Below are 12,664 nucleotides of genomic sequence, written 5' to 3'. Positions count from 1 at the left end.
AAAGCCAAACTGTTTTAAATCATAAGCTTATTTCCGGGTAATTGTCTGAAAAATCCTTTTTGTACCGTTTCGTTGCTTGTTAGTTTAACGGAACAAGGTAAAGTGTGCGTCAGGGCGAGGAAGCCAACAGGAAATCGACTTAAGGATTAGGGTCAGGAGCGCCAGGAGGCGAAGACGCAGGATTGTCAGGATGACCAACGCCTGGAGGCGTTTTAAAAGGAAATGGAACCGTATCACGGACGGTATTAGCCAAGGGATAAACAGGGTTTGTTGTTGGCAAACACGGAAAGTCTGACCCGCTAAGGGTTGTGAGTCAGGAAAAAAGGCGACAGATTGCTCTGTCGCCTTTTTTCTTTGCTTGCTTTCTGCTAGATTTCGCCGCAATTCTATACTGAAGAAAACGACTTAAAGATAAAACATCATGAAAAAACCAACCTCCGCTGCGGGCGCGAAACGCCCTGCAAAAGCACGCCGCAAAACGCGCGAAGAACTGAACCAGGAAGCGCGCGATCGCAAACGCGACAAAAAACATCGCGGTCACGCTGCGGGTAGCCGTGCCAACGGTGGTGGTGCAGCGGGTGCTTCTGCAAAAGGCAAACAGCAGAAAGACCCTCGTATCGGCAGTAAAACTCCCATTCCACTGGGCGTGACAGACACCCCGGTCACTAAGCAGCACAAACCAAAGAGCGAGAAACCTATGCTTTCACCGCAGGCTGAGCTGGATTTGCTGGAGAACGATGAGCGCCTGGACGCGCTGCTGGAACGTCTTGAAGAGGGTGAAACCCTGACCGCTGAAGAGCAGTCATGGGTGGATGCCAAACTGGATCGTATCGATGAACTGATGCAGAAGCTGGGCCTGTCATACGACGATGACGAAAATGAAGAAGAAGACGAGAAGCAGGAAGATATGATGCGTCTTCTGAAGGGTGGAAACTAACATTTGCACCCGGCAGGCACGATAGTCCTGCTTATAACCCTTCCGGTTATATGTTATCTGGTGTGGTTATTCGTTAAACTACGGCGGTTGTCGCGGCGACAGAAGTGGCTGCGCACCCGAATGATGGCCCGCGATGGGGCCAGAACGGGCCGCCGTATACGAACGCGACACCAACGGAAGGAGTGAGCATGTCAGCACCAACTATCGACTGGGATTTGGCCCTAATCCAGAAATATAACTATTCCGGGCCGCGTTATACGTCATACCCCACCGCGCTGGAGTTCTCCGATGCCTTCGGCGAGGCTGATTTCCAGCAGGCTGTCGCGCGCTATCCTGAGCGTCCGCTGTCGCTCTACGTCCATATTCCGTTCTGCCACAAGCTCTGCTACTTCTGCGGCTGCAATAAAATCGTTACCCGTCAGCAGCACAAAGCCGACCAATATCTTGATGCGCTTGAACAAGAAATTGTCCATCGCGCGCCGCTTTTTGCTGGCCGTCACGTCAGCCAGCTGCACTGGGGCGGCGGGACGCCAACCTATCTGAATAAAGCGCAAATCAGCCGCCTGATGACCCTGCTGCGCGGCAATTTCAGTTTTAACGCCGACGCTGAAATCTCGATCGAAGTCGATCCGCGTGAAATTGAGCTGGATGTACTGGATCACTTACGCGCCGAAGGCTTCAATCGTCTGAGTATGGGCGTGCAGGATTTCAATAAAGAGGTTCAGCGTCTGGTGAACCGCGAGCAGGACGAAGAATTTATCTTTGCCTTACTCAATCACGCGCGCGAGATTGGTTTCACCTCGACCAATATTGACCTGATTTACGGCCTGCCAAAGCAAACGCCGGAAAGCTTCGCCTTCACCCTGAAGCGCGTGGCCGAACTCAACCCGGACCGCCTGAGCGTCTTTAACTATGCGCATCTGCCGACGCTCTTTGCCGCTCAGCGAAAAATCAAAGATGCCGATCTTCCTTCTGCCCAGCAGAAGCTGGATATCCTGCAGGAAACCATTACCTCGCTGACCGAAACCGGCTATCAGTTTATCGGGATGGATCACTTTGCCCGTCCGGATGACGAGCTGGCGATTGCGCAGCGTGAAGGTGTTCTGCACCGTAACTTCCAGGGCTACACAACCCAGGGCGATACCGATTTGCTGGGGATGGGCGTCTCCGCTATCAGCATGATTGGCGACTGTTACGCGCAGAACCAGAAAGAGCTGAAGCTTTACTACCAGCAGGTTGATGAAACGGGCAACGCGCTGTGGCGCGGCATTGCGTTAACGCGCGACGACTGCATCCGACGCGATGTGATTAAGGCGCTAATCTGCAATTTCCGTCTCGATTTCAGCGACGTTGAGTCGCAGTGGGATCTGCACTTCAGCGATTATTTTGCGGAAGACCTGAAGCTGATTGCACCGCTGGCGAAAGACGGGCTGGTGGATGTGTCGGAGAGCGCGATTGAGGTCACGCCGAAAGGGCGTCTGTTGATCCGTAATATCTGCATGTGCTTTGACGCGTATCTACGTCAGAAAGCGCGACTGCAGCAGTTCTCGCGGGTGATTTAAGGCGCATTGCAAAATGCACAAAACGTAGGCCGGGTAAGGCGAAGCCGCCACCCGGCTTTTACGTTCAACTCGCTAGCTAAACAGCCCCACCAACGCCGCACACAACATGGCCGCAACGGCTGTCTGTGGCGTGTGGCTTTCAGCGGCTCCGCTAGAGAGCATATTCACGATTGTTTCCAGCATGATGTTCACCCCCAATTTCCGGGCACGATCATACAAAACTCATCGGAACAGTAAAGCGCAAAATAACGGCAATTTGCGCTCAATGAATAACCTTTACACAGCGGCGTGCGATCACTCCATTCCCAGCTCTTTAAGCTTGCGCGTCAGGGTATTACGTCCCCATCCCAGCAGGCGAGCGGCTTCCTGCTTATGGCCCTGCGTATGACGAAGCGCGGTAGTTAACAGCGTACGCTCCATCTCCGGCTGAGCTTCAGACAGCAGGTTTTGATGACCGGAACGCAGCGCGCGGTCGGCCCACTGCGCCAGCAGCGTCGCCCAGCTGTCCGGCAGCGCGTGCCCGGTACTGCTTTCAGACGCGGTCGCTTCAAACAGCTCGGCCGGTAAATCCTGAATTAGCACTTCCTGCCCGGCGGCCATCACGGTTAACCAGCGGCAGGTGTTTTCCAGCTGGCGTACGTTGCCCGGCCATGCCAGACGCGTCAGAGCGGCATCGGTTTCCGGGTGAAGCTGCTTGGCTTCCACGCCCAGCTCGCGGGCGGCTACCTGCAGGAAATGACGCGCCAGACGGGGAATATCTTCCCGGCGTTCGCGCAGCGGCGGCAGATGAACGCGAATAACGTTCAGACGGTGGAATAAATCCTCACGGAATTTTCCTTCCTGCACGCGTTGCTCCAGGTTCTGGTGGGTCGCGGCGATAATGCGCACGTCCACCTTTACCGGCGCATAGCCTCCCACGCGATAAAACTGCCCGTCGGCCAGCACGCGCAGCAGGCGGGTCTGGACATCCAGCGGCATATCGCCGATCTCATCCAGGAACAGCGTACCGCCGTCAGCCTGTTCAAACCGGCCCTGGCGAATGGTATTGGCGCCGGTAAATGCCCCTTTTTCATGGCCGAACAGTTCGGACTCAATCAAATCCTTCGGGATCGCCGCCATATTCAGGGCGATGAACGGCGCTTTTGCACGCGGGCTGTGGCGGTGCAATGCATGCGCCACAAGCTCTTTACCGGTTCCCGACTCACCGTTAATCAATACGCTGATGGACGAGCGGGACAAACGACCGATAATGCGAAACACGTCCTGCATCGCCGGCGCTTCACCGATGATATCTGTCGTTGGCCCAAAATCGGGCGCGTGGCGCGGCTGTTGCTGCTCCTGATAATGGCTAATCGCGCGCTCAACCAGCGCCACCGCTTCGTCGATATCAAAGGGTTTGGGCAGGTAATCAAACGCCCCTTGCTGATAGGCGCTCACTGCGGCATCCAGATCGGAGTGCGCGGTCATTATGATGACCGGAAGCATAGGGTGGCGTTGTTTGATCTGCTTTAACAGCGCCAGCCCGTCCATGCCCGGCATACGAATATCCGAAAGCAGAACATCTGGCGTTTTGGTGGTGAGTGCGTCGAGCACTTCGCTGCCGCTCTCAAACGTCGTGCAGCTTAATCCTGCCCCTGTGAGCGCGCGTTCAAGCACCCAACGGATGGAGCTATCGTCATCGACTACCCAGACTATCCCTCGTTGCATAAACGTCACCTTTATTTTTTAATCGGCAGGAAAACCGAAAACTCGGTATGTCCCGGCCAACTGGTAAATTCAATTTTCCCGGAGTGTTGATCGATCAAACTGCGGGCAATGGATAAGCCCAGGCCGGTTCCGCCTTCGCGACCGCTTACCATCGGGTAGAACAGGGTATCCTGCAAATGCGATGGAATGCCGGGCCCGTTATCCTCAACGTCGATACGGGCCGCCAGCCGGTAGCGCACGCCGTGTAACGTGAGCTGGAAGGCGGTGCGGGTGCGTAAAATAATCTCGCCGCCTTCAGGCCCAAGCGCCTGCAGGGCATTACGCACAATATTCAACAGGACCTGCTCAATCTGGTCCGGGTCATGGGCCAGTTCCGGCAGGCTTGGATCGTAATCACGTACCAGCGTGACGTTCTCCGGCAGCTCCATTGAGACGAGCTTCACCACCCGCTCAGCCACTTTATGGATGCTTTCAGTAACGTGCATTCCCGGCTGCTGCGGACCGAGAAGACGGTCTACCAGATTCCGCAGACGGTCCGCCTGCTCAATGATGACGTTGGTGTACTCCGCCAGCGCGGGATCGGGCAGCGCTTTAGTCAGAAGCTGCGCTGCGCCGCGTAATCCACCCAGCGGGTTTTTGATTTCATGCGCCAGGCCGCGCACCAGGTCACGGGCGGCAATCTGCTGCGCATGCTGAAGCTGCTCCTGGCTCAGTCGACGCTGATTATCCATCGGCGCCATTTCCAGCAGGATCAGGCCTTCGGGAAGACGTTGCGCGGTTAGCGATAGAATGTGCGAGCGCCCGTCGATCACCAGCGTCACTTCGTTATCGGTAAACCCCTGGCCGGCCTGCAAACTTTCCTGCATCAGGCCAATATTCAGTGAAAAATAGCTCAGGAGTTCAGGAAGCGGGGTGCCGAACAGTTTACGTGCGCTTTGGGCGAGCAGCTGCTGCGCGGCCGGGTTGGCGTAATGAACGGCCAGCTCGTCATCGACCAGCAATATGCTGTTAATCAAAGAATTGAGGATCTGCCCAGCATCGGGCAGCGTGCCAGTTGCCATTCAGCAGTCTCCTGGAGTCGTTTGCACTAATTTAGTGCAGTATAGCGTTTTCGGCGTAAAAAGCGCGTGAGATCAGGTTGTTGGTGGAGAAAAAAGCCCATCCGGAGATGGGCTAAAAGTTTCCACGGCAACTACCCCCGGCGCTTATCACGCCGGGTAAAACAACTTTAATTAAACGCTGTAGTACAGCTCGAACTCTACCGGGTGTGGCGTCATACGCACGCGGTCGTTCTCTTCCATACGCAGGGCGATGTAAGCATCGATAGCGTCGTCAGTGAATACGCCACCTGCAGTCAGGAACTCGCGGTCTGTGTCCAGCGCCTGCAGGGCTTCTTCCAGAGAGCCAGCAACCTGTGGGATCTCTTTCGCTTCTTCTGGCGGCAGGTCGTACAGGTTTTTGTCCATCGCTTCGCCCGGGTGGATCTTGTTCTTGATACCGTCCAGACCGGCCATCAGCAGTGCTGCGAAGCACAGGTATGGGTTAGCCGCTGGGTCCGGGAAGCGAACTTCGATACGACGTGCTTTAGGAGAAGCCACCACCGGAATACGGATAGAAGCAGAACGGTTACGTGCAGAGTAGGCCAGCATCACTGGCGCTTCGTAGCCCGGGACCAGACGCTTGTAGGAGTTCGTGGTTGGGTTCGCCAGGGCGTTGATTGCTTTAGCGTGTTTGATAACACCACCGATGTAATACAGCGCCTGCTCGGACAGACCGGCATATTTGTCGCCAGAGAACAGGTTGGTACCGTTCTTGGACAGAGACATGTGGCAGTGCATACCCGAACCGTTATCGCCAAACATTGGTTTTGGCATGAAGGTCGCGGTTTTACCGAAACGGTGCGCAACGTTGTGCACAACGTATTTGTAGATCTGAATTTCGTCCGCTTTTTTGGTCATGGTGTTGAAGCGGGTAGCCACTTCGTTCTGACCAGCAGTCGCCACTTCGTGGTGGTGAGCTTCAACAACCAGGCCCATCTCTTCCATCACCAGACACATAGTGGAACGAATGTCCTGTGCAGAGTCGACCGGAGGAACTGGGAAGTAACCGCCCTTCACGCCAGGACGGTGACCTTTGTTACCGCCTTCGTATTTGGTGGAGGAGTTCCATGCACCTTCGATGTCGTCAATAGCCACGTGGGAGCCAGAAATAGACGCACCAAAACGGATGTCATCGAACAGGAAGAACTCTGGCTCTGGCCCGAACAGAACGGTGTCTGCGATGCCGGTAGAACGCAGGTACTCTTCAGCGCGTTTCGCGATGGAACGTGGGTCGCGGTCGTAGCCCTGCAGGGTGCCTGGCTCGAGGATGTCGCAACGGATGATCAGGGTAGGTTCTTCGAAGAACGGATCAATGACCGCAGTGGTCGCATCTGGCATCAGAACCATGTCGGATTCGTTAATGCCTTTCCAGCCACCAATGGAGGAGCCGTCAAACATTTTGCCTTCTTCAAAGAATTCGGCGTTCACCTGATGAGCAGGGATTGTGACGTGCTGTTCTTTACCTTTGGTATCGGTGAAGCGCAGATCAACAAACTTCACTTCATGTTCGTTCAGCATCGTCAAAACGTGTTCAGCGGACATACTTAACTCTCCAGATTGGTCATTGTCGTCGTGGTAACGAGGTCTTCAATTTCTGTTTGTACTGGCTGGTGCCATGTATTTTTTATAAAGCGAAATCTGTGCCAACTTTTAAAACACCCCAAAAAGGCGTTATCATGCGCACCATAGTGCAAAAGGGCTGCACCACGATGGATTTGTTGCACCAGTATAGTGCTTCAATGTGAACATTGAGCACCATATTGGTGCAATTTACGTTAAAGTGCCCTTTTACCGCTCCGTGAAAGCGATCACAAAGCATCTCTGCAATACTTGTTTGCGGGGGATGTTTGTGATCCTGTTTTGTAGTGCGATTAATCCGTGTACAATAACGCGCTATTTCTAAATGCCTGAGGCAAAGTTGTGATCGAAAATTTGCGTAACATCGCCATCATCGCGCACGTTGACCATGGTAAAACTACCCTGGTCGACAAGCTGCTGCAGCAATCCGGTACGTTTGATGCGCGTGCCGAAACCCAAGAACGCGTGATGGACTCCAACGATTTGGAGAAAGAGCGTGGGATTACCATCCTCGCGAAAAACACCGCGATTAAATGGAATGACTACCGTATCAACATCGTTGATACCCCAGGGCACGCCGACTTCGGTGGTGAAGTTGAACGTGTAATGTCCATGGTAGACTCCGTTCTGCTGGTCGTTGACGCAATGGATGGCCCAATGCCACAGACGCGCTTCGTGACCAAAAAAGCTTTTGCCCATGGTCTGAAGCCAATCGTTGTTATCAACAAAGTTGACCGCCCTGGCGCGCGTCCTGACTGGGTTGTTGACCAGGTATTCGACCTGTTCGTTAACCTCGACGCGACCGACGAGCAGCTGGACTTCCCTATCGTTTACGCCTCTGCGCTGAACGGTATCGCAGGTCTGGACCACGAAGACATGGCTGAAGACATGACCCCGCTGTATCAGGCGATTGTTGACCGTGTTCCTGCGCCAAACGTCGATCTCGACGGTACCCTGCAGATGCAGATCTCTCAGCTCGATTACAACAACTACGTTGGCGTTATCGGCATTGGTCGTATCAAACGCGGTAAAGTGAAGCCGAACCAGCAGGTCACTATCATCGATAGCGAAGGCAAAACCCGTAACGGTAAAGTCGGTAAAGTACTGACTCACCTGGGTCTTGAGCGTATCGAGAGTGACGTTGCGGAAGCGGGCGACATCATCGCTATCACCGGTCTGGGTGAACTGAACATCTCCGACACCATCTGCGATCCGCAGAACGTCGAAGCGCTGCCAGCCCTGTCCGTTGATGAACCAACCGTATCCATGTTCTTCAACGTCAACACCTCTCCGTTCTGTGGTAAAGAAGGTAAATTCGTTACCTCTCGTCAGATCCTTGACCGCCTGAACAAAGAGCTGGTGCACAACGTTGCGCTGCGCGTTGAAGAAACCCAGGATGCCGATGCATTCCGCGTTTCTGGTCGTGGTGAGCTGCACCTGTCTGTTCTGATCGAAAACATGCGTCGTGAAGGTTTCGAAATGGCGGTTTCCCGTCCGAAAGTAATCTTCCGCGAAATCGACGGCCGTAAACAAGAGCCGTTCGAAAACGTGACGCTGGACGTTGAAGAGCAGCACCAGGGTTCTGTGATGCAGGCTCTGGGTGAGCGTAAAGGCGACCTGAAAAACATGAATCCAGATGGCAAAGGCCGCGTACGTCTCGACTACGTGATCCCAAGCCGTGGTCTGATCGGCTTCCGTTCAGAGTTCATGACCATGACTTCCGGTACCGGTCTGCTGTACTCCACCTTCAGCCACTACGACGACGTGCGTCCGGGCGAAGTGGGCCAGCGTAATAACGGCGTGCTGATCTCCAACGGTCAGGGTAAAGCGGTTGCGTTTGCGCTGTTCGGTCTGCAGGATCGCGGTAAGCTGTTCCTGGGTCACGGTGCTGAAGTTTACGAAGGCCAGATCATCGGTATTCACAGTCGTTCTAACGACCTGACCGTAAACTGCCTGACCGGTAAGAAACTGACCAACATGCGTGCGTCCGGTACTGACGAAGCAACGGTTCTGGTTCCACCGATCAAGATGACTCTGGAGCAGGCTCTGGAATTCATCGATGATGACGAACTGGTAGAAGTGACTCCACAGTCAATTCGTATCCGTAAACGTCACCTGACCGAGAACGATCGTAAACGTGCGATGCGCGGTGCGAAAGAAGAGTAATACGGTCAATCCGTAGTAAAAAAAGCCGCTGAGAAATCAGCGGCTTTTTTATTGTTATTTGAAGCTGTATTTCACCCCCAGCATCCCCTGGGTATCGCTGTAGCCTTTGTCGCCTATCTGCTGAGCCACATTGCCCCAAACGCTAAGCTGCGGCGTAATCTGCCCCTCTACGCCCGTCTTTAACTCGCCGATATTGCGAGCACCGCGCAGTTCATTGCTGACGTCATCCATGCGGATGCGCGTGGTCTGGGTATTGTGGATCCAGTTCGCCTCGATAAACGGCTGGAAGGTACGGGATTTACCGTCGTCAATCGCGTTATGTCCGCTGATATAGGCCTTCACGCCGAGACGTGTCATCAGATTCCCCTGAGTCTCGTCTTTCACCCGCGTGCCGTTGCGTTCGCGATGGTCATCAGCCTGCACGTCCATCCAAACGGCCTGCGCTTTCGGCTGGATCCAGTAGCTGTTGCGGCCGCTTTCGCCCATCTTAACGCTATAGCCAGCTTCTACAGAGGCGGTTACGCCGCTGGAGCGATAATTCTCAGTCGCCTGATCCTGCCCCATCACCTTATTGTCGAACCAGTTATACAGCATCCAGCTATCAACGTAGGTTCCACTTTTATCCGCGTCGTTTGCGTACCAGGTACCGTACAGACCGACGCTATAGCCATTCACTTCGCCACGCGAGTGGTATCCGGTCAGGCTGGAAGCACTCCGGCTCTGGCTGTTGCCGTAGCCCGCCATCAGGCCGAGATGCCACCGATCCAGGCCGTCGGTGCTCCACTGGGCGACATCACCACCCAGCTGCAGCACGTAGCGGTTGGCGGTCGTTTTTAACTGGCCGCTGCCGTCTCTGAAACGCGTATGGCCACCGACGTTACGCATCCACAGGCTCGTCACTTTTTGCTCGCCGGTGAGCAGGTCGGTGTACTGCGTTTCACCCAGACGGTCGTGCAGGCGGGTCATAAACAGCGTATTTGCCGCATAGCTGTTCGCCTGATAGCTACCAAATTCAGGGCGATACTGATGCTCGCTTTTCGGTGGTGCAGCAGGGGGGACCGGTTCCTGCGGCGGAATCACCGGGTCGACGGGCGGGTCCACAGGGTCAACAGGTGGGTCTACCGGGTCGACCGGCGGGTCAACGGGCTCAACCAGGCTGGTCAGAAACCAGTTTTTACCTTTTTGCACAACGTTATAGTCATAACCCCCCGCCACGATACGGCTGGCCTTCTCAAACGTCCCGTCAGAGTTGCCGCCAACGCTGACGATTTCAATCCCTTCTACGGTTTGTGCGCCAGTACCGCCAATGTTGTTCACTTCCACCCCGGTATGACCGGAGGTGTTGCCTTCAACGATCAGTTTGTCCGTTTCCGATGTGTCGTCAAACAGCACGGTATTGAAAACCAGCTTGCCGCCGTTGCCGATAAAATCGTCACTGATGGTCAGGGTTTGCCACGCCGCATCCTCAGCATGCTGGAAATTAATCGTACCGCCCGCATTCAGCGTCAGGCTGGTCAGCGTGGAGCTGTCGCGCATATTCCACACGGCATCATTCATCGTAAGCGCGATAGTCCCGGTACCGTTGGCGTTGCTCTCAATGTAAGACGCCCCGTTCCAGAGAGAGTTGTCCTGCATGGTGAGCGCGATCGCGCTGTTTTGCGCTGCGGCAGTGCTGGTGGCCGCGACGCCGCCAGCGGAGAGGATGTCACCGTTGAGGGTGAATTTTCCGCCCGCGGAGGCATCAATCACGCCACCGTTGCTGGCGTTCAGGGCATAGCTACCGCTGTCGCGCTGGCCTGCGGTGGTAATGGTTGCGCCACCCCCGAGCGTTATCACACCGCGTGACCAGGTATACATCCCGTGCGGCGCTTGCGCGGAGCTGCTGGTTTTCTCGCTGCTGTTGACCGCAATGGTGACGTTATCACCAAGATTCACCGCGCCTGTGTACGCATAGACGCCATGCGCGCTGGCACCGTTGGTGGTGATGGTCGCGCCTTCATCAAGGGTGATGGTTGACGAGCCGGTAGAATACACCCCGGAGGCGCTGGCCGCGTCGGTGGTAATCGTCGCGTTTTTTCCCAGCTCAATTTTGGATGCAGAGCCCGCATACAGGCCGTAGGCCGATGTGCCGTACGTTTCGATGGTGGCCTCATCCCCCAGACGGACATAAGAGCCGCTCTGGTTGGTACGAATCCCCTCTGCGTAGGTACCACGCGTCACAATATGCGCACGATCGCCGACGATAACGTTATTTTTGGCCTTTGAAGCATCATTCAATGCATAGGCGCTAATGCCGCGACCGGTACTGCCGGTGGTTTCGATATAGAGATCGTCACCCACATAAATATTGGCGGAGCCAAGAGAGCCCTGGCTGAAGGAGCTGTACCCGGCATTGATGCCGTCACCGCTTTGGCCATTAACGTAAATGTGGGTGCGGTCTCCGGTAATAATAAACACCGGGTTGTCCGGCGTGTTCATACCATGGGTACGAATGCCGTCGACGTCTTTACCATTATTGGCAGCCACTTTTGACTGGGTGCGAATAGTCAGATCGTCACCAAATATTACCCCCGGGCTGCCGGACGTGGAGTTCTGAATAACGGTGACTGAATGCTCAAAGGCTTCCGCCCCCGGTCCTTCGAGGGTGATCCCATCTCCGTAGATCGGGATATTACCCGGGCTGTACTGGTAGACATAGTTAGGATCGCCGGTATTTTTGCTAAAGTTCGCGTTTGCCGTTGCAGGAATCAGCGCCTGTATTTCTGCAGGCAAATCCGTTACTGCTCCGGAGGCGGGTAAATTAGCAAAATCTATTACCGCTGCATGGGCGGTAAATAACGCTGACGATAACGCCAGTGAAATCGCAACTGCGACAGGTGAGTGTTTCATTAAATATGGCATGTCTGCCCCCTTTCTTTCAGGCGTAGAACATCCTCCACGCGATTAATTGTGGGTATGCTAAGAGGTTGAAATTACAAAATAGAAACGAGAATTTTATGAATGCTGGTACCTAACTTCCTCTCAAGTCGTATTTTATGAACATAAATTTTTTTAACATCAATGCTGTCTGTTTTTATAATCTCCTGGAGGCATGCTCCTGATAAAAACCTGTTAAGCAAAGTAAATTCGACAGCATTCAACTTACTTCCACGTCTGCTATTTACCCGTCTTCCGGAGAAAAGGTGGTTGATTTTATCCTGCAATATAACGTCATTATCGTCTGAATAAATAACTCCCTTTATTTCACTGTGGTGAGTGAGTAAGTAATTAGCCAATGCCTCTAGTTTACGGTCCGAGATTATAACGATGTTCATGTTAGTTATCGCCAGGCGTTCAATCCATTGCGGATCGGCCAGTACGCGCAGGTTGTACATCGAAAAGTCTACAAAAATAAACCCTCGTGACAGGTGATTCTTGTTCCTGCGTAATATTTTATTTACAACTGCAATCTGCAGGAAATGATTACCAACCGGCCAAACTGCGAACGAGGCATTACCACAATATTGTGATCGTACTGCGTTATCTGGAAATAACTGACAGGACAATTCACAGCTTATACAGCGGGCAACTGTTTTCGACGATGTTATCATCCAGTCCACTCCTGTCTTTTTTCA

Annotated in this window: 9 protein-coding genes; 3 read left to right on the top strand and 6 right to left on the bottom strand. The window is 54.0% G+C overall.

Features of this window, described 5'->3' with window-relative positions:
• The first annotated feature begins 421 nt into the window (after positions 1-421).
• A complete protein-coding gene (yihI, locus tag NI40_RS22005; protein WP_039264182.1) occupies positions 422-937 on the top strand; it encodes a Der GTPase-activating protein YihI in 516 nt (171 codons plus the stop codon).
• 188 nt (positions 938-1,125) lie between these two features.
• On the top strand, positions 1,126-2,499 hold the full coding sequence (hemN, locus tag NI40_RS22000; RefSeq protein ID WP_039264183.1) for an oxygen-independent coproporphyrinogen III oxidase: 1,374 nt from the start codon (positions 1,126-1,128) through the stop codon (positions 2,497-2,499).
• Positions 2,500-2,571: 72 nt separating this feature from the next.
• Here hemN and NI40_RS24050 read toward each other — a convergent pair whose 3' ends face one another.
• The 4 genes from NI40_RS24050 to glnA form a co-directional block, all read right to left on the bottom strand.
• A complete protein-coding gene (locus NI40_RS24050; protein WP_023333898.1) occupies positions 2,572-2,682 on the bottom strand; it encodes a YshB family small membrane protein in 111 nt (36 codons plus the stop codon).
• A gap of 111 nt (positions 2,683-2,793) precedes the next feature.
• Positions 2,794-4,206, bottom strand: a complete 1,413-nt coding sequence (glnG, locus tag NI40_RS21995) for a nitrogen regulation protein NR(I) (protein WP_039264184.1) — start codon at positions 4,204-4,206, stop codon at positions 2,794-2,796.
• Between the two features lie 11 nt (positions 4,207-4,217).
• A complete protein-coding gene (gene glnL / locus NI40_RS21990; RefSeq protein ID WP_008501857.1) occupies positions 4,218-5,267 on the bottom strand; it encodes a nitrogen regulation protein NR(II) in 1,050 nt (349 codons plus the stop codon).
• 171 nt (positions 5,268-5,438) lie between these two features.
• Positions 5,439-6,848, bottom strand: a complete 1,410-nt coding sequence (glnA, locus tag NI40_RS21985) for a glutamate--ammonia ligase (RefSeq protein WP_039264185.1) — start codon at positions 6,846-6,848, stop codon at positions 5,439-5,441.
• 378 nt (positions 6,849-7,226) lie between these two features.
• Here glnA and typA point away from each other — a divergent pair, with 378 nt between their 5' ends.
• Complete coding sequence (typA, locus tag NI40_RS21980; protein ID WP_023333895.1) at positions 7,227-9,050, top strand: ribosome-dependent GTPase TypA; 1,824 nt, start codon at positions 7,227-7,229, stop codon at positions 9,048-9,050.
• Positions 9,051-9,104: 54 nt separating this feature from the next.
• On the opposite strand, the gene NI40_RS21975 is transcribed toward typA, so the two are convergent.
• Complete coding sequence (locus tag NI40_RS21975) at positions 9,105-11,951, bottom strand: autotransporter outer membrane beta-barrel domain-containing protein (protein ID WP_039264186.1); 2,847 nt, start codon at positions 11,949-11,951, stop codon at positions 9,105-9,107.
• A 71-nt stretch (positions 11,952-12,022) separates the two neighbouring features.
• Positions 12,023-12,640, bottom strand: a complete 618-nt coding sequence (locus NI40_RS21970; protein WP_033146969.1) for a transcriptional regulator — start codon at positions 12,638-12,640, stop codon at positions 12,023-12,025.
• Positions 12,641-12,664: the final 24 nt, after the last annotated feature.

Source organism: Enterobacter sp. E20 (assembly GCF_000801755.2).
Taxonomy (GTDB): domain Bacteria; phylum Pseudomonadota; class Gammaproteobacteria; order Enterobacterales; family Enterobacteriaceae; genus Enterobacter; species Enterobacter asburiae_B.
This window is presented reverse-complemented; position numbering and strand designations above follow the sequence as displayed.